This window comes from Streptomyces sp. NRRL WC-3618 (genome assembly GCF_001280005.1).
GTDB lineage: Bacteria > Actinomycetota > Actinomycetes > Streptomycetales > Streptomycetaceae > Streptomyces.
Map to the genome: position 1 here is coordinate 1 of NZ_LGDW01000460.1, position 17,643 is coordinate 17,643.

Consider the following 17,643-nt stretch of genomic DNA (forward strand, 5'->3'; position numbering starts at 1 on the left):
CCGTCGGTCTGGCTGAAGCCCGACACGTCGAGACACTTGCCGGAAGCAACACCGCGCACGTCGCTGGTGGTGGCCGCCTGAGCCGGGCTGGCGACGAGCGCCCCCGCCAAGGTGACCAGAGCCGCTATCGCGGCGGCGAGCACTGCAGACAGACGTCTGCGGCTGAAAATTCGACTACGCATGAGGACCTCGTCGTCCCTTGAGTAAGCGGTTCCGGTGGGGCCCCGTCAGAGGGTGACCGGACTGTTGATGTGGTGCGGTTCGCAGTGACGCGTGGGCACCGGGGCTGCCGCTTTGGGGCTTGCCGGTCCTGCGAGTCGTCCTGAAGGACGGGTGAAGGCCGTGTCTTCGGCTGGTGCGAAACGCACCGGGCCGCGTCCGACGTTGATCGTCGTGGTGCGAGCCCGCCGCGCGGTGACTCCCCGCACTCCGCGGTCCGTTCGAGCTCCGGTCGAGACCGGGGGATCGAACGGCTCAACGGCCTGCCGTGCCCACCTGAAGAGGGCATGTGGCGTCACCGACGCCGGGTGGACGGATGGTGCTGTCACCCGGCTTTCCCTTTAAGGGCGTCGGTCGTGTTCGCTGTCCTGTCCGGGCCGCTGGGAAGCCCGGAATGAAGGCTGGGACGGCGCCGGGTGGGCCCGTCACGGTCCCGGCGTCATCAGGACGGTCGCGGCCGACAGACACAGGACCGAGTCTCGGCGACGGCCGAAGCGTTTGAGCGTTCATGCCTCTCCTCGTACGGTCGGGTGTGGACGGCGGCCGGAATCGTCTCGGTTCGGGGCGTGGGCGGCTCGAACCGCGTGGCGCGGACCGAGCCACCAGCGCCTGGGCGGCGTGGTTGAAGAGCAAGACAGGAACGGCCCCATATGTTCGCAATACCGAACAAGGGTCGAAATGTCGAGCCATCAGGATCATAAGGAATATGTGAACGGCGTCAATACCCCTAAGGACAATTCGAGCAACGCCGATCATCCACAGACTTGATCAATGAAACTCCGCAGGTCAGCCGGTCGAACGGCTGGCTGGGGCGCGACGGAGGCCCGACTGATCGCCGAGGTGCCTACGCGGGGTGCGCGGCGGGCGCGCTGCCGGTACTGCTCGCGCTTGACGCGGCTGTCAATCTCGCAGATCTCGGGAGGGAGCGTTGACGGGGATGCCCAGGGACAGATCACCGGACCCGCGGGGCCTCCTCGCCCGGCAGGCGGTACCGATGCGCAGCGCCTCTACGCCTCCAACTCCATTGGCTTCCTGGGCACTTGGGTCGACCCGGCGGCCTCCTCGGCACCGGCGGCCGGAGCCTCCTTCCGGCCCACCTGTGTCCGTACCGCCCCCATGCTCGCCACGATGACGAGGGAGATCGCGAGGGCCTCGGGGACGGAGAGAGCCTGGTCGAGGATCAGGAAACCGGCGGTCGCCGCGACAGCGGGCTCCAGGCTCACCAGGACGGCGAAAGTGGACGCGGGCAGGCGCCGCAGGGCGAGAAGTTCGAGGGTGTACGGCAGGACGGAGGACAGTACGCCCACCGCCGCGCCCAGTGCCACGGTGGTCGGGTCGAGCAGCCTGTCGCCGGACTCGAAGACCCCCAACGGCAGAAACACCACCGCGGCGACCGCCATGGCGAGCGCCAGCCCGTCGGCCTGCGGGAACCGTCGTCCCGTACGGGAACTCAGGAGGATGTACGTCGCCCACATGGCACCGGCGCCAAGAGCGTAGGCGACCCCTAGGGGATCGAGGGTGTTGAAGCCGCCCCCGCCGAGCAGGAAGACCCCGGCGAGCGCGAGACCAGCCCAGGCGAGATTGAGGGCGCGCCGGGAGGCGATGACGGACAGCACGAGTGGCCCGAGCACCTCCAGGGTGACGGCGGGGCCGAGCGGAATGCGTCCGATGGCCTGGTAGAACAGCCCGTTCATGGCGGCCATGGTGACCCCGAACAGGACGACCACGCCCCAGTCCCCTCGCGAGTACCCGCGCACCTTGGGCCGGCACACCACCAGCATGATCAGGGCGGCGGCCACCAGCCGCAGCGTCACGATCCCGAAGGCCCCGGCCCTCGGCAACAACGTCACGGCGAGCGCCCCGCCGAACTGCACGGAAATCCCCCCGGACAGCACGAGCCCAACAGCCCCGAGGGTCCCCCACCCCTTGCGCGTCCCCCGGTGCCGCCCCCGAGAGCTCCCCGGGGCGGGAACGACCACAGCGGGCAGGTTGGCAGTAGGCGCCGCGGCGTCACTGACCCCGACGGGCACAACCGGTCCGGCCACGACGGCCCACGAGGGCAGACGCTCAACACTGGGCATCTTTACAGGGCCTTCCCAAGGTCTACGCGCGATCTCCGTACATTGAGATGCACTTTACCGTCCAGAGTAATGGACCGGAAAGAGCACGCGAGCCCGTGCACTCCCGACACGCCCCGGCCTGCACTCTGGCGCCCCAAGTCGCTGGTCAGGCTCACGATGCATCGCCAGACGCCTACTCCAAGGGCTTTGCGGACTGCTCGGCAACGAAGGACCCCAGGCCTGGTTCCGTGTAGATGAGTCCCTCCGCACGCAAACCCTTGTGCACCTTCTGCGCGGTCACAGCGGCGATGCCGAACTCCGCGGTGATTTCCACGACAGAGGGGATACGAGTCCGCGGCGGGTACGTGCCGTCCTCGATACGGCGGCGGATCACCTCGGCAACCTGGCGCCAGCGGGGGCCGAGCGGTTGACGGAGGCTCTCCGGGATGTGCTCCGCGTGGCCGAGAGCCGGGGGCAACGGCTGAACCGGCTGAACTGAGCGGGAGGTGAGGGGAGGGGGCTACGGGCTGCGGGCCGCGGGCTGCGGCCACCCGACAGCGCATGAACAACAACACGCCCCCTGCACGGCCACGCGGCCGTGCAGGGGGCGCTTCATCAAGCCCGGGGTGTCAGTGCAGGGCCTCGATCGCCTTCACGATCAGGGCCCGCGCATCGGCCCCGTACACGGCCATACCGCGCATCTGCTCGAACGCCTTGAGATACAGCGCGATCTCCGAGGGCTGGGTGATCTTCACCCGTGCCGACACCAGCTCGACCGACACCATCCGGTCGTCGTAGATGTGGAAGGTCTCACGCGGCCACTGGCCTCGTACCGGCGCGGCCGTGGGAATGATGCCGAGCGACACCTGCGGCATCGCGCCAGCGGTGAGCAAGTAGCCCAACTGTGCGGCCATCGCATCGGTCGCCGCGATCTGGTAGCGCAGCGCCGCCTCCTCGACAAGGAACACGAACCGATGCCCTGGCTCGTGGATCACGCGTGACCGGTCGACCCGCGCTCGCGCGGCCTCCGCACTGTCGTCGACCGGAAGGTCCCGGAACTGGGCGCTGATGCCGAGAACCCCGGCCGCGTACCCCTCAGTCTGTAGCAGGCCCGGAACCAGGGACGACGAGTAGACACGGAAGAGATGCGTCTCGTGGAAGAACTGGACGGCACTGTCCTGGAGTTGCTTCAGGCCGCTGCGTACCTGGTGGCGCCACTCCGTGTACATCGACTCAGCGTGCAGCGACTGCACGATCAAGTCTTCCGCCTGGTCCTGCGCTCCAGCAGCGCGGCACCACAGTCTGATGTCGGTCGCCGATGGAGCGGTACGCGCGTTCTCGACACGCGACGTCTTCGCGTGGTGCCAGCCGCACCGGCTGGCCATCTCGGTGACCGTCAGTCCTGCCCCCTTACGGAGGTCGCGCAGTCGCTGGGCAACGACTTCGCGCGCGGCCTGGGCGGATGAAGACGGGGAGATGGGCATGAGCTGGCCTGTCCGGTGCTTCCTGTCAGTGAATCTTGTACTGGTCGTGCCGGATGCCGCGTTCCCAGACCTCCTCGAAGGCCTCGGCGCACAGCTTCACGGCGAGCGGGTCGTCGGAGACTTCCCCGCCGGCTGAGGCGCCCTCACCGGTGAAGTGGTTCCAGTAGATCCACTGCTCGTCGAAGAGCCAGAAGTCGTTGCCGGGCAGAGCGATGTCGGATGCTTGGCGGCGCGGCAGCCACCGCACGTGCTCGCCCGCAGCGATGTTCGTGAAGGTGCCGTCGTACAGGAAGCGCGTGTACTCGCTGACCGGTTCGGACACGATGCGGGCCCGGCGGACGACGACGCCGCGGGCCACGGTGTCCTGGATCAGGTCGAGCCACGGCCGCCACCATGCTGGGCGGTCGGCTGGGTCGTGGCGGAAGCCTGCCCGCCAGTCGGCGAACGGGCCTTTCTCGTAGTCGACCGCGTAGGCATCCCGCATCTCCAGATGGACGGCGGAGTGTGCGCTGCGGGAGAGCAGCTCAGTGAATGACGGCGGCGCGCTCGACGGCATCACAGGCCTCCCTGATCATCGGCACCATCCTGGCGGGGATACGGATCACGGCCTCGTGGTCCGGGATGCCCTGGGCGTGGCCCGACACCTCGAACGTGGCGCATTCCGCCTCCAGTTCGGCGTCCGGCTTCCAGCCCTGGAAGACGAGTTCCTGCTTTTCCTGATGAACCCAGACGGTCGGACTCTCGTGGTCTCCCGTGTTGGGGTCGATGCCGATGAACAGTAGCGGCATGGCTGCCTCCCACATCGTCATGTGCAGTTCTGTGCAACACCCTTAGCGTCACGGTGAGTTGGTCAAGGTGGCAAGTCCGCCACAAAGCCCATGCACAGATCTGCACATTGCTGGATCCTGCTCACACCGCGCTCCTAGCGTCGGCAGTTACGGCAAGACCCCGGCGAGTCGGCCAGGACTCCCGGGGCGTGGCCGACACCGCTAGGAGCTTCGACATGAGACGAGTTACAGCCTCACCATCAACCGTTGAACAGCGGGATTCCCGCCCACCCGACATCAAGACGATGCGCGACAGCGCACACCTGCTCCTCGCCGAGGATGCCGAACTGCCCGTGCTGGACGAGCTGGATACGTTCGCCCTCGCGCTGCGCGGGCACATCCAGCTACTCATCCCCGAGGTCGCCCAGGCCGCCGGCCGCGAGCCGAAGGACAGCATCCCCCGGTACTGCGCCCTCGCCTGCATCGGCGAGGCACGAAACAAGCTGCGCCTGGGCACCGACGGCACGCTCCCCATCCGGCTCTCGTCGGCCCGGAAGCTCGCCCGCGTCCTCAACGCCCTCTGCGACCACTACGAAAACCTGAGCCAGTACCAGGGGGCCGGTCAGTGAGCGGCTCTGGAACGACGGCCGTGACGCTGTCCGCCGAGTGCACGGTCGCGAAGCGGCCCGGCTTCACGCAGCTGCACGGCCGGTGCCGCCAGACGAAGGACACCCCTGTCCACCACAGCGCGCCGCACATCCTGCTCCAGCGCCGGTGTCGGTGCGCCTGCCACCACGACCACCGTGAACTTCACCTGCCGCGGCCTGGACAAAATGGGGGCTGATGAGACCAACCCGACGGGGTGGCTCGCTCGGCTACGCCGATCCGGAGCACGGCATCGCCTTCGGTTACGCGATGAACCACATCATCGGAGGATGACTGTCCGCACCGAAGCGACCTGAGCCGCGCCTCACGCCTCTCCGGGTTCCTCCTCCTTCGCCAGCCCCTCACAGCACCTCCGCCAGCACCTCCGCCAGATGCCGCCCCCGCACCCCCGCCAGTTGCCGCAGCTGCGTCCGGCAGGAGAACCCGTCCGCCAGTACCACCGTCCCCTCGGCCGCCTCCCGTACCGCCGGCAGCAGCCGTTCCTCCGCGCAGGCCGTCGACACCTCCTGGTGGCCCTTCTCGAAGCCGAAGTTGCCGGCCAGGCCGCAGCAGCCGCCGACGAGGTCGCCCGTCAGACCCGCGGCCTCGCGCAGGCGGCGGTCCGCCGTGTCGCCCAGTACCGCATGCTGGTGGCAGTGGGTCTGGCCGGTCGCCGGGCGGTCCACGCGGGGCGGGGTCCAGTCGGGGGCGTGGTGGTCCAGGGTCTCCGCGAAGGTCAGGACCGCGTCCGCGAGGCGCCGCGCGCGTGGGTCGTCGTGCAGTAGTTCCGGCAGGTCCGCGCGGAGCGCCGCCGCGCAGCTCGGTTCCAGGACCGTCACCGGGGTGCCCACGTCCAGGACCGGTTCCATGATGTCGAGCGTGCGGCGCAACACCGCTCGGGCCCGGCCCAGTTGGCCGGTCGAGACGTACGTCAGGCCGCAGCAGACCCGGGTGCCGCGGGCGCGCGGCGGCAGCGTCACCGCCAGGCCCGCCGCCTCCAGGACCCGTACGGCCGCCTGCCCCACCGACGGTGTCAGGTGCTCCGTGAAGGTGTCGGGCCACAGGACGACCGCCGGCCCACCCCCGCTGTCCCCCGCGGCCTTCCTCCTCCCCCACCACCGGCTGAACGCCTCCCCCGCCACCGCCGGAATCTCCCGCTCGGGCGCGATTCCCCCCAGCCGTTTCGCCATCGCCGCCAACACCCGCACCCTGGCAAGGGAGTTGACCAGCCGCGCCGTTCGCGTACGAGCGACAGCCCCCAGCCACACCGGCAGCCAGCCCATCGCGTAGTGCGCCGCCGGGCGCAGGCGGCCGGACCAGTGATGGTGGAGGAACTCCGCCTTGTACGTGGCCATGTCGACCTCGACCGGGCAGTCCGAGCGGCAGCCCTTGCAGGACAGGCACAGGTCCAGCGCGTCGCGGACCTCCTCCGAGCGCCAGCCGTCCGTGATCACCTCACCCGCGAGCATCTCGTGCAGCAGCCGCGCCCGCCCGCGCGTGGAGTGCGCCTCCTCCCCCGTCACCCGGAAGGACGGACACATCACCTCCGAGCCGCCGCCTCCCCCTGAACCGGCCGCCGGCGTACGGCACTTCGCCACCCCCACACACCGGCTCACCGCCGCCGAGAAGTCACCGCCGTCCGCCGGGTAGCCGAACGCCACCGGTACCGGTTTCCGGGGGAGGACCGCGAAGCGGAGGTTCTCGTCGAGGCGGGCGGGGCGGACGAGCATGCCGGGGTTGAGGAGGTCGTCCGGGTCCCAGAGGGCCTTCGCGCGCTCGAAGAGGGCGATCATCTCGGGGGCGTACATCTTCGGCAGGAGTTCCGCCCGCGCCTGGCCGTCGCCGTGTTCGCCCGAGAGCGAGCCGCCGTGCGACACCACCAGTTCCGCCAGCTCCTCCGAGAAGCGGCGGAAGCGGGCCACACCGGGCGCCGTCAGAAGGTCGAAGTCGATGCGTACGTGGATACAGCCGTCGCCGAAGTGGCCGTACGGCGTGCCGCGCAGCCCATGGTCCCCGAGGAGCCGCCTGAAGTCCCGTAGGTAGGCACCGAGGCGGGCCGGCGGTACCGCGCAGTCCTCCCAGCCCGGCCACGCCTCCGTGCCGTCCGGCATCCTCGTCGCCGTGCCGCTCGCGTCCTCCCGGATACGCCACAGGGCACGCTGGCCGGCCGGGTCGGACACCACGAGGGCGTCCATGACGTCCGCCGCCCGCACGATCGCGTCCGCACGCGCGCGTGCCTGTGCCGCCTCGTCGCCGCCCGTCTCCACGAACAGCCAGGCGCCGCCCCGGGGCAGGTCGGTGGCGGTGCGGACCAGGTCGGCGGCCATGCCCTCGACCGTCAGCGGACCGTACGGCAGCAGACCGGCCGCCGCTTCCGCCGCCGCGCCCTCGTCCGCGTACGCCAGCACGGCCAGCGCACGCGCGCGCGGGGCCTCGACCAGCCGGACGACCGCCTCCGTGACGATGCCCAGGGTGCCTTCGGAGCCGCAGAAGGAGCGGGCGACGTCCGCGCCCTTCTCGGGGAGCAGCGCGTCCAGCGCGTACCCGGAGATGCGGCGGGGGAGGTCCGGGAAGCCCGTGCGCAGACGGGCAAGCTCGCCCTCCGCGAGCTGCCGCAGGCCCTCCGGGGCACCCGCCCAGTCCCGGCCCAGGCGGAGGCGGTCGCCGCGCGCGCGGAGCACCGTCAGTTCGCGCACGCTGTCCGCGGTCGTGCCCCAGGCGACGGAGTGCGCGCCACAGGAGTTGTTGCCGATCATGCCGCCGAGCGTGCAGCGGCCGTGGGTCGACGGATCGGGGCCGAACCGCAGGCCGTGCGGGGCGGCGGCCTCCTGGAGGCGGTCCAGGACCAGGCCCGGCTGAACAACCGCCGTCTGTTCCTCGTGGTTGAGGGAAAGGAGGTGGTTCATGTGCCGGGTGAAGTCCAGCACGACCCCCGTGCCCGTCGCCTGGCCCGCGATCGAGGTGCCCCCGCCGCGCGCCACGACCGGCACACCGTGGGCCCGGCAGACGGCCAGCGCCGCCGCCACGTCGTCCGCGTCGCGCGGTGCGACCACGCCCAGCGGGACGCGCCGGTAGTTCGACGCGTCCATGGTGGTCAGCGCCCGGGACATGGCGTCGAAACCGACCTCGCCCCGGACGGCCCCCCGCAGTTCCGCCTCCAGCGGCCGAAGATCCGTCATACCCCCAGCATGCCTCCCGCCACTGACAGTGACCGTCCGGGCGCCCCGTGAAACGTGGACGGTTTATGGAGACCGAACCGAAACACCTCTAATTCGATCACTAACTCCCCTATAGTTACGGCCAGTTGAGCACCATGAGTAACCTCACCCTCACAACCCGATCGCACAGAGCACACCGAGGACACAGCCGAGGACCGACCAGGAACCCACTGCGGAACCCACCGAGGAACCGACCAAGGACCGCTTGATGACCGCGCCCCGCCAACCCGGCGAACGTCCCGCCTACCGCGCCCTCCTGCCCGCCACGCTGCTCACCGCCGTACTCGCCGCGCTCGCGGTGGCCGGCGCCGTCGCCCAGGCGCCGGACGCGGCGCGCACCCCGCTCACGCTGGGCGGTGCCGTCGCCACGCTGCTGCTGTGCGCGGCCGTCACCGTCGCCGCCCACGGGATCCGGACCTCCCGGCTGCTGCGCCGGCAGCTCGCGACCGTCACCGACGACGCCGGCCGCCTGCTGCACGACCGGTCCCGCCTCACCGAGGAGCTCAACCAGGTACGGGCCGGGCTGGCCGCCGATCTGGAACGGGACCACGCGCGCGTGGCCGCCGATCTCGCCCGCGAACGCTCCCGCCTCACCGAGGCCTCCACGCGGGAGTTCGCCCGCCTCCAGCGCGAGAAGGCCCACGAGATCACCCTGCTCACCGAGGACAACGCCCGCCTCGCCGAGGAGCTGCGCCGGGCCAACCAGGAACGGGCGGCGGCTCTCGCGGCCACCGCCAACGCGGCCGGCCGTATGCAGGCGCTCGCCACGAGCACCCTCGCCGACCTGCGCGCCATGGAGGACCGGCACACGGACGAGGACGTCCTCGCCGACCTTCTCCACCTCGACCACCGCACCGCCCAGGCAGGCCGCCTCGCCGACTCGATCGCCGTCCTCTCCGGCGCCCGCTCGGGCCGCCGCTGGGCCCGCCCGATCGTCATGGAGTCGATCCTGCGCGGCGCCATGGGCCGCATCAGCGGCTACCAACGCGTGCGCGTGCACTCCACCAGCGACGCCGCCGTCGCCGGACACGCCGCCGAGGGCGTCATGCACGCGCTCGCCGAACTCCTCGACAACGCCGCGAACTTCTCGCCGCCGACCGCCGAGGTCCGCGTGTACGTCGAGGAGGTCCCCGCCGGCGTCATCGTGTCCGTGGAGGACAGCGGCCTGGCCATGGGCGAGGTACAGCTGCAACGCGCCGAACGGGCCGTCTCCGGCGACGACATGGACAGGGACGGCAAGGGGAACGGGGACAGCAGCGGCGGCGTAGGCCTCGGCGGCCTCACCGGCACCCGGCTCGGTCTCTCCGTCGTGGGCAGGCTGGCCCGCAAGTACGGCCTCAAGGTCTCCTTCCGCCCCTCCGCGCGCGGCGGCACCGGCGTCCTGGTGCTCATTCCGCAGGACATCCTGGCCGGGGACGCGGTCGCGGCGAAACCGCTGCCGACACCGCCGGCGCGGACGGCACCGCCGGTCCCGGAGACACCCGTGGCTCCGCTGCCGACACCCGGGGTGCCCTGGGAGGCGCGTACCGAGGAGGACCGGGACCAGGATCCACGGGTGTCGTACGCGGAAGAGGGCCCCGCGGGCTGGCCGTACCCCGAGGAGCCGTATCCGCAGGGACCGACCACGGACGGGCCCTCCGCGCAGGAGCCGTACACCCGCGACTCGCACACCCAGAACCCGTACCTCCAGGACACGTACAGCCAGGGCCCGTACGCCCAGCAGCCGTACCGGCAGGAGCCGTACACGAGCCGTCCCCACGCGGACCAGCCGTACCCGGAACAGCCGTACCCGGACCAGCCGTACCACCCGGAACAGTCGTACGCGGACCAGCCGCGCCCTGACCAGCTCTACCCCGAGCAGTCGTACGCCGCCTCTCGCGCCCCCGTGACCGACCTGGACCCGGACCCCGTGCCCACGCACGAGTCCCCCGACCGCGCCGACCACGCGCCGGAGCACGCGGAGGAGAGCCCCGGCGTGGAAGCGCCGCCCCTCAGGCTGCCGCAGCGGCGCCGGGGAAGCACGCTCGCCGAGGCCGAGCGCACCCGGGGAACGGCAGGGACCGACGAGTCGAGGTTCTCGATCCCGCTCGCACCGCCCGACCCCGAAATCGACGACACGCGCGCGCGTGTGGCCCGTTTCGGAAGATTCCGGCAGGCCGTACGGGGCATCCAGCCGGATCAGGCGGCCCTCCAGGGCAGCACGAACCCGGAACCCACACCCGCATCCACACCCGTCACACCCGCACCCGCGCCCCAGGCGGAAGCCGTGCTGCCACCACCACCCCCCACCTCCACCTCCCACCCGGAAGGCGACCCCACCTGATGACCGGCACTGGCACCGGCACCGGCACTGGCCTCGGCCACGGCCCGACGACCGCCGACGAGAAGCTGGCCTGGCTCATCGAGGGCCTGCTCAAGCGCACCCCGGGGGCCCGGCACGCGCTCGTGCTCTCCCGGGACGGCCTGAAGCTGTGCCGTACGCCCGAGCTGTCCGTCGACCAGGCGGACCAGCTCGCCGCGATCGCCGCCGGGATCCAGTCGCTGTCGCACGGCGCGTCCGTGGAGTTCGGGGACGGCAGCGGAGGGGTGCGGTCCGCGATGACCGAGTTCTACGGCGGGGTGCTGTTCATCGTCGAAGCGGGCCAGGGTGCCCATCTCGCCGTCGTCACCGCCGAGGACGCGGACGCCGGGCTCGTCGGCCACAACATGAGCGAACTCGTCGAGCAGCTCGGGGAACACCTGCGCGCCCAGCCCAGAACAGTTCACCCCGGTACGGCTCAGCCCCCTACGGCATGAGCCGACCGGCGGAACAACTCGGGGGACAGCAGGGGAGACAGCCGGGAAACCGCCCGGGAAGGGACGATTCTCCGGACCGTCTCTACACCCTCACCGGAGGGCGCAGCCGCTCCGCGCCCGGCAATCCGTTCGATTTAGTGACGCTTGTCGTCGCCGAGAGCGATCCGGTGCCGGGGATGCAGTCGGAGCACGCGGCGATCCTGCGGCTCACCGAGCGCCCGACGGCGGTGGTGGAGCTCGCCGCCGTGCTGCGGCTGCCGGTGACCATCACGAAGGTGCTGCTCGCCGACCTCCTCGCCGCGGGGCGCGTCAGCGCCCGCCATCCGCGCCGGACCGCCGTTACCGACCCCGACATCCTGGAGCAGGTGCTCGTTGGACTCCGCAACCTCTGACCCGGCAGAAGCCGCCGACCCCGACCCTGTCCCCGACCCACGCCCGCCCCTCCGCGCATCCGCCGACAACGGGCTGAAGATCGTGGTCGTCGGCGGCTTCGGGGCCGGCAAGACGACGCTCGTGCGTTCGGTGAGCGAGATACGTCCGCTCAGTACCGAGGAGACGATGACGCGGGCCGGCGAGACCGTCGACGACGTCAGCGCGGTGCGCGACAAGAACGCGACGACCGTCGCCTTCGACTTCGGCCGCGTCACGCTCGACGCCCACAACGTGCTGTACCTGTTCGGCGCGCCGGGCCAGGAACGCTTCTGGTTCCTCTGGGACCGGCTGTTCGCGGGCGCGCTCGGCGCGGTCGTCCTCGTCGACACCCGCCGTCTCGACGACTCCTGGTACGCCATCGACCGCCTCGAACGGCACGGCACCCCGTTCGTCGTGGCCCGCAACGACTTCGGCGGCCCCGACTTCGCCCCCCAGGCCGTCCGTGACGCGCTCGACCTCGACCCCGACGTACCGCTCGTGCACTGCGACGCGCGCCTGCGGAGTTCGAGCAAACGGGTGCTGATCGCGCTCGTGGAACACGCGAAACACCGCTACCTGCACTCTCGTTCGCGTTCGTACGATGGTCAGGTGCCCGTACTCGACGAGCTCAACGAGGAGTTGCCCCGGTGACCGCCGCCCATGTCCCCCTCAACGGCCCCCGGTGGCGCACCGAACCCGACCGGCTGTACCGGGAGATGCGGCACGAACACGGGTCGGTGGCACCGGTGTTGCTCGACGGGGACGTACCCGCGTGGCTGGTGCTCGGCTACCGCGAACTGCATCAGGTCACCGGCGACGCCGAACTCTTCAGCCGGAACTCGGAGTTGTGGAACCAGTGGGAGACGATCCCCGACGACTGGCCGCACCTGCCGATGATCGGCCGCGGTCAGCCCTCGATCCTCTACACCGTCGGCGAACGCCACCGTGAGCGCGCCGCGATGGTCGGTGGCGCGCTGGAGGAGGCCGATCCGGTCGAACTGCGGGCGTATACCGAGCAGTTCGCGGACGAGCTGATCGACTCGATCTGCGCCCGGGGCGAGGCGGACCTCATCCAGGAGTACACGACGCGGCTGCCGGTACGGGTGCTGGCCCGGCTCTTCGGTTTCGCCGACGAGGACGGGCCCGGCCTGGTCACCGCGGCGCTCGCCATGACCGACGGGCAGGAGACCGGCATGGCGGGTCAGCAGCACCTGATCGCGTCGATGGGCAGACTGCTGGCCGCGCGCAAGGAGCGTCCCTCGGACGACGTGGTCTCGCGCATGCTCGCGAACCCGTACGGCTTCACGGACGAGGAGATCACCCACGACCTGATGATCATGATCGCGGCGGGGAACGACCCGACGTCCCACTGGATGGGCAACTCGCTGCGCCTGATGCTCACGGACGAGCGGTTCGCGGCCTCCCTCTTCGGCGGCCGCAGCAGTGTCGCCGAGGCGATGAACGAGGTCCTGTGGGAGGACGCGCCCGTGCAGACCATGCCGGGCCGCTGGGCGTCCCGCGACACCCGCCTCGGCGGCCGGCACATCCGTACGGGCGACCTGCTCCTCCTCGGCCTCCAGGGCGCCAACTCCGACCCCCAGGTCCGTACCGGCGGCTCGGCCCTCACCGGCGGCAACAACGCCCACTTCTCCTTCGGCCACGGGGAACACCGGTGCCCCTTCCCGGCGCAGGAGGTCGCGGAGGTCATCGCGAGGACAGGCATCGAGGTGGTCCTCGACCGCCTCCCCGACATCGACCTGGCGGTCCCACCCAACACCCTGACCCGCCGCCCGTCCCCATGGCTACGGGGCCTGGTGGAACTCCCGGTGCGCTTCACTCCCACACCGGCGGTGGGCGCCGCAGCGACCTGAGCCCCCGTCTCAGGGCGACCAGGGATGCGTCAGGGGCGTGCGCCGGGCTTGTCCACGACACCCCAGGCGTCCCGGGCCGTGATGATCCCGGGATCCGGCTCCTGGGACTCCATCGGCGGCCGGCTCATTCCCTTGGGAAATCTGACCGGCCCGAGGCCCATGACCTCCCCCAGATAGGCGTACGTCTCGGGGTCGAAGAAGATCTCCTGTTTGCCCATCCAGCCGGAGGCGCTGGGCTTGGTGTAGGTCACGGTCACGCCGATCGCAGGGCGCCCGACGGGATCCTCGACGCCCTTCTCCACTCGGGCGCCGGGAATCTTCGCGAGCGCGCGGAACAGGCCCGCCTGGACCTTCGGCGGGATGAGGACGGAGCGGTAGAGGACGTCGATCTCCCGCCAGTCGCGTTCCGCCGGCGTCTCGCCGGGGATGTCGCCGATGGCGTGCTCCTGGCGGATGCGCTTCATCATGCGGTCGGGGTCGCTGGGGAGAGTGGCCAGGAAGCGGTAGAACTGACGCTGGGACCGGTCGTCGTACCCCTCCTCCTTCCACTTCTCCTCCTGGTTTGGTCCGTACCAGACCTGGAGTTTGTTCGGGTCGAAGTCATCGAGGTCGCCCTCGTACGGCAGGCCGGGCAGACGGGCGCTTCCGGTACCGTCCCAGCGGGTCCACTGCTCGGACGTCTGGGGTCCGTCGCTGCCGAAGGACGTGCTCTTCTCGTAGACCCACTGCTTCGGTCCGGGCTCGGTCGCGCCGAGCTTCTCCACTGTGGCCGCGGCCAGTTCGAGGGTGTCGGCGGATGCCTGCGCGGAGAGCAGTTGGCGGGCCGGGGACGCGGTACGAGTGCTGCTGCCGGGCAGCGACGCGACAACGCCGCCGGTGACGGCGAGAGCTGCGACCGCGGCGGCACCCACGAGGACGAGACGACGCCGGGGGAGAGACAGAGACGGGGACAGGGACGTACGCATGGTCCCGTTCCCGGCTCCGCCGGTCTCCTCCCGGAACACCGCCGCGAGCAACTCCCTTTGTGGCGCGAGATGTTCAGAGGTGGGCAGGGGAACATCGGAACGCATCTCACGCAGTGCGGACACTTCGGGAAACTCGGAGAGGTCGTTCATGTGAGGTCGCCTTCGGGTGCGTGCGGTTCGAACGTTGCGCTCAAGGGGCTGAGCGCGGCGGCCGAGGCGCGCAGCTTGCGCCGCGCGCGGTTGAGTCGTGAGCGGACGGTGCCCACCGGGATGTCCAGTGCCTCGGCGATCTCCTGATAGCTGAACTCCGCCCAGGCGAAGAGCAGCAGTACGTGCCGGTCGCCCTCGGAGAGCCTGGCCAGCGACTTGGCCAGGGGCCGGGAGGCGGCCTGCGCGGCGACGCGGTCGTCGGCGGAGTCGGTCCAGGTCTCGACCACGGGATCGTGTCCGGTACGGGCGAGGAGCTTCAGTGCCCTCACCTCCTCACGGCGATGCCGGCTGATCAGTTTCGCCGCGATGCCGTACAGCCAGGGGCGGACGCCGGCGCGCTCGCTGTCGTAGCGGGCTCGTATCCGGAAGGCGGTCAGAAAGGTGTCGGAGGTGAGGTCGTCGGCCGCGTCATGCCCGAGCCGCCGGGCGACGTACTGATGGATGGCGGGCGCATACCGGTCGAAGAGCGCCGCGAAACGCTCCGGTTCATCGAGCGACGCCGCGATCAACACGGCATCCGCCTCCGCACCGGCCCCTTGGGAGGGCCGGCAGAGGGAATCAGTCATGAACGGGTCCGTGTCGTCAGAGGGACATCAAAAACTGCACAGGCTTCACTCACTACTTGCCAAGAACCGAGATTCGGGTTCACGACCGTCCGGCACCACCTGGTAACGGCGACACCCTCCAGCCCGCCCGGCCCCCCTCCAGCCCGCCCGGCCGCCTCCAGCCCGTCCGGCCCCCCTCCAGCCCGTCCGGCGTTTGAGGACAAGGCCCGTTCATGGCCGAAGCGGGGGCCTGGGGGCGGCAGCCCCCAGATCGAGGGCGCCCCACACCCCCGCCAAACCCGCGGAGCGCGTCTCACCGGACGGACCACGTTTCCTCCACGTTTCCCAGAACGGCTAGGCTCCCCCCGTGGCTGAGATCCAGATTCCCGCTGACATCAAGCCCGCCGACGGACGTTTCGGCGCGGGCCCCTCCAAGGTGCGGACGGAAGCGCTGGACGCGCTGGCCGCCACCGGCAGCTCCCTCCTCGGTACCTCCCACCGCCAGGCCCCGGTCAAGAACCTGGTCGGCAAGGTGCGCGAGGGCATCTCCGAACTGTTCCAGCTCCCCGACGGCTACGAGGTGATCCTCGGCAACGGCGGCTCGACCGCGTTCTGGGACATCGCGACGCACGGCCTGATCGAGAACAAGTCGCAGCACCTCACGTTCGGTGAGTTCAGCTCGAAGTTCGCGAAGGCGTCCAAGCTCGCCCCCTGGCTCGCCGACCCGACCGTCATCTCCTCGGACCCGGGCACCCACCCGGACCCACAGGCCGAGGCGGGCGTCGACGTGTACGCCTTCACCCACAACGAGACGTCCACCGGTGTCGCCGCTCCCCTCAAGCGCGTACCGGGTGCCGACGAGGGTGCCCTCGTCCTGGTGGACGCCACGTCCGGCGCCGGCGGCCTGCCGGTCGACATCACCGAGACGGACGTCTATTACTTCGCCCCGCAGAAGTCCTTCGCGGCGGACGGCGGCCTGTGGCTCGCCGCGTTCTCCCCGGCGGCGATCGAGCGCGCGGAGCGCGTCCACGCGAGCGGACGCCACGTACCGGAGTTCTTCAGCCTCCCCACGGCGATCGACAACTCGCGCAAGAACCAGACGTACAACACCCCGGCCCTCGCCACCCTGTTCCTCCTCAACGAGCAGCTGGAGTGGATCAACGGCCAGGGCGGCCTGGACTGGGCGGTCCGCCGCACGGCCGCCTCGTCGCAGGCGCTGTACGGCTGGGCCGAGGACGTCAAGTACGCGAGCCCGTTCGTCACCGACCCGGCGAAGCGCTCGCAGGTCATCGGCACGATCGACTTCTCGGACGAGATCGACGCCGCCGCCGTGGCCAAGGTCCTGCGCGCCAACGGCATCGTCGACACGGAGCCCTACCGCAAGCTCGGCCGCAACCAGCTCCGCGTGGCGATGTTCCCGGCGGTCGACCCGGCGGACGTCGAGGCGCTGACGAAGTGCGTCGACTACGTGATCGAGAAGCTCTGACCTTCTCCCGTACGACGATCTTCTCTCGTACGAAAATTTCCTCCCGTACGACCATGGGGGCGCCCGGTGACCAGCACCGGGCGCCCCCTTCGTCGTGGCGCCGCCTCGACAGCGGCGACCGTCACTCGTACTTCTCGGCGGGAGCGCAGTCCATGTAGGAGCCGGACTCGTACGCCGCCCGGTCGCTGTCGCGTTCGCGGATCGCCTTGACGAGGCGGGCGTGGTCCTGGAACTGCTCGGGGCGCAGGGTGTCGCCGAAGTGGTCGAGCAGCGAGTCCCGGATCACCTCGCCGAGGTCCGCGTGCAACTCGGCCAGCACGGTGTTGTGGGACGCGGTGACGACGGCCAGGTGGAAGGCCACGTCCGCGTTCGCGAAACCGACCCGGTCTCCGGCCGACCAGGCCTGCTGCCGCTGCTCCAGAAGGAGTTCGAGCCGCTCCAGGTCCTCCGGGGTACGGCGGTCGCAGGCCAGCCGCGCCGCACGGATCTCCAGGGCGCTGCGGACGTCGGTGACGTCCTCTCGCCGGGCCTTTTCGAAGCGGGTCCGCATCATGCCGGCGAGTTCGCTGGTCGCCCGTACATAGGACCCGGAACCGTGGCGGATCTCCAGCAGGCCGGTGTGCGCCAGGGCCCGGACCGCCTCACGGACCGTGTTCCGGGCGACGCCGAGCTGCTCGACCAGCTCCGTCTCGGTCGGGATGCGGGAGCCTACGGCCCAGGCGCCCGAGGTGATCTGCCGCCGCAGCCGGGTGATCACCTGGTCGGAAAGCGCCTGCCGGCGAACGGGATCCATTGTCATCCCCTCAGTCTAGGGGGGTTCTCGCCCAATGAACCCCTCTGAGGCTCATCGACTCATTGATTCACCGACTCACTGACTCACTGACTCACCGGTTTTCTAACTCATCCTATGAATCTACCCTCGAACCTCTAGACATCGAGTCATAGGATGAGTCTACGATAGGGCCT

General features: G+C 70.4%; 16 protein-coding genes and 2 pseudogenes. 8 read left to right on the plus strand and 10 right to left on the minus strand.

Annotation, left to right across the window (positions count from 1 at the left end; all coding sequences use genetic code 11):
• From ADL01_RS44165 to ADL01_RS32775, 6 genes and pseudogenes are all read right to left on the minus strand, one after another.
• Positions 1-182, minus strand: a pseudogene (locus ADL01_RS44165) (alpha-L-arabinofuranosidase); the annotation flags it as partial.
• A gap of 1,044 nt (positions 183-1,226) precedes the next feature.
• Positions 1,227-2,300, minus strand: coding sequence for an EamA family transporter (locus ADL01_RS32755; RefSeq protein WP_107091057.1), 1,074 nt, complete (start codon positions 2,298-2,300; stop codon positions 1,227-1,229).
• Positions 2,301-2,472: 172 nt separating this feature from the next.
• On the minus strand, positions 2,473-2,757 hold the full coding sequence (locus ADL01_RS32760) for a GntR family transcriptional regulator (RefSeq protein WP_234354875.1): 285 nt from the start codon (positions 2,755-2,757) through the stop codon (positions 2,473-2,475).
• A gap of 151 nt (positions 2,758-2,908) precedes the next feature.
• Complete coding sequence (locus ADL01_RS32765; protein ID WP_053745670.1) at positions 2,909-3,763, minus strand: helix-turn-helix domain-containing protein; 855 nt, start codon at positions 3,761-3,763, stop codon at positions 2,909-2,911.
• A gap of 25 nt (positions 3,764-3,788) precedes the next feature.
• Positions 3,789-4,319 carry a DUF6879 family protein gene (locus ADL01_RS32770; protein ID WP_053745671.1) on the minus strand — a complete coding sequence of 177 codons (531 nt, stop codon included), beginning with the start codon at positions 4,317-4,319 and terminating at the stop codon, positions 3,789-3,791.
• Positions 4,288-4,551 carry a hypothetical protein gene (locus tag ADL01_RS32775; RefSeq protein ID WP_053745704.1) on the minus strand — a complete coding sequence of 88 codons (264 nt, stop codon included), beginning with the start codon at positions 4,549-4,551 and terminating at the stop codon, positions 4,288-4,290. Before ADL01_RS32775 ends, ADL01_RS32770 begins: the two co-directional genes overlap by 32 nt.
• A gap of 284 nt (positions 4,552-4,835) precedes the next feature.
• On the opposite strand from ADL01_RS32775, the gene ADL01_RS32780 reads away from it, so the two are divergent.
• Together ADL01_RS32780 and ADL01_RS44170 are read left to right on the plus strand one after the other, a co-directional pair.
• Entirely contained in the window at positions 4,836-5,159 is a 324-nt protein-coding gene (locus ADL01_RS32780; RefSeq protein ID WP_234354876.1) for a DUF6415 family natural product biosynthesis protein, read from the plus strand.
• A 223-nt stretch (positions 5,160-5,382) separates the two neighbouring features.
• Positions 5,383-5,469: pseudogene (locus ADL01_RS44170) on the plus strand (esterase); the annotation flags it as partial.
• 68 nt (positions 5,470-5,537) lie between these two features.
• Here the strand turns inward: ADL01_RS44170 and ADL01_RS32785 are convergent.
• Positions 5,538-8,354 (minus strand): FAD-binding and (Fe-S)-binding domain-containing protein, encoded by a 2,817-nt coding sequence (locus tag ADL01_RS32785; RefSeq protein WP_053745673.1) that lies wholly within the window; start codon positions 8,352-8,354, stop codon positions 5,538-5,540.
• A gap of 247 nt (positions 8,355-8,601) precedes the next feature.
• Between ADL01_RS32785 and ADL01_RS32790 the strand changes: the two genes are divergently transcribed.
• Genes ADL01_RS32790 through ADL01_RS32810 form a run of 5 tightly spaced genes read left to right on the plus strand, consistent with a single transcriptional unit; the run spans position 8,602 to position 13,471 of the window.
• On the plus strand, positions 8,602-10,716 hold the full coding sequence (locus tag ADL01_RS32790) for a sensor histidine kinase (protein ID WP_053745674.1): 2,115 nt from the start codon (positions 8,602-8,604) through the stop codon (positions 10,714-10,716).
• Positions 10,716-11,189: a roadblock/LC7 domain-containing protein gene (locus tag ADL01_RS32795; RefSeq protein WP_053745675.1), complete on the plus strand. Its 474-nt coding sequence runs from the start codon at positions 10,716-10,718 to the stop codon at positions 11,187-11,189. The genes ADL01_RS32790 and ADL01_RS32795 overlap by 1 nt, the downstream gene beginning before the upstream one ends.
• The gene (locus ADL01_RS32800; protein ID WP_053745676.1) at positions 11,186-11,581 is read left to right on the plus strand and encodes a DUF742 domain-containing protein; all 396 of its coding nucleotides are present in this window, start codon (positions 11,186-11,188) and stop codon (positions 11,579-11,581) included. Before ADL01_RS32795 ends, ADL01_RS32800 begins: the two co-directional genes overlap by 4 nt.
• Positions 11,562-12,251, plus strand: coding sequence for a GTP-binding protein (locus tag ADL01_RS32805; protein WP_078960885.1), 690 nt, complete (start codon positions 11,562-11,564; stop codon positions 12,249-12,251). The genes ADL01_RS32800 and ADL01_RS32805 overlap by 20 nt, the downstream gene beginning before the upstream one ends.
• On the plus strand, positions 12,248-13,471 hold the full coding sequence (locus ADL01_RS32810; protein ID WP_053745677.1) for a cytochrome P450: 1,224 nt from the start codon (positions 12,248-12,250) through the stop codon (positions 13,469-13,471). The genes ADL01_RS32805 and ADL01_RS32810 overlap by 4 nt, the downstream gene beginning before the upstream one ends.
• Positions 13,472-13,500: 29 nt before the next feature.
• On the opposite strand, the gene ADL01_RS32815 is transcribed toward ADL01_RS32810, so the two are convergent.
• Together ADL01_RS32815 and ADL01_RS32820 are read right to left on the minus strand one after the other, a co-directional pair.
• The gene (locus tag ADL01_RS32815; RefSeq protein ID WP_053745678.1) at positions 13,501-14,586 is read right to left on the minus strand and encodes a CU044_5270 family protein; all 1,086 of its coding nucleotides are present in this window, start codon (positions 14,584-14,586) and stop codon (positions 13,501-13,503) included.
• A complete protein-coding gene (locus tag ADL01_RS32820; protein WP_053745679.1) occupies positions 14,583-15,212 on the minus strand; it encodes an RNA polymerase sigma factor in 630 nt (209 codons plus the stop codon). The genes ADL01_RS32815 and ADL01_RS32820 overlap by 4 nt, the downstream gene beginning before the upstream one ends.
• Positions 15,213-15,558: 346 nt before the next feature.
• Between ADL01_RS32820 and serC the strand changes: the two genes are divergently transcribed.
• On the plus strand, positions 15,559-16,677 hold the full coding sequence (serC, locus tag ADL01_RS32825) for a phosphoserine transaminase (protein WP_053745680.1): 1,119 nt from the start codon (positions 15,559-15,561) through the stop codon (positions 16,675-16,677).
• 121 nt (positions 16,678-16,798) lie between these two features.
• Here the strand turns inward: serC and ADL01_RS32830 are convergent, their stop codons facing one another.
• Positions 16,799-17,476: a FadR/GntR family transcriptional regulator gene (locus tag ADL01_RS32830; RefSeq protein ID WP_053745681.1), complete on the minus strand. Its 678-nt coding sequence runs from the start codon at positions 17,474-17,476 to the stop codon at positions 16,799-16,801.
• Positions 17,477-17,643: the final 167 nt, after the last annotated feature.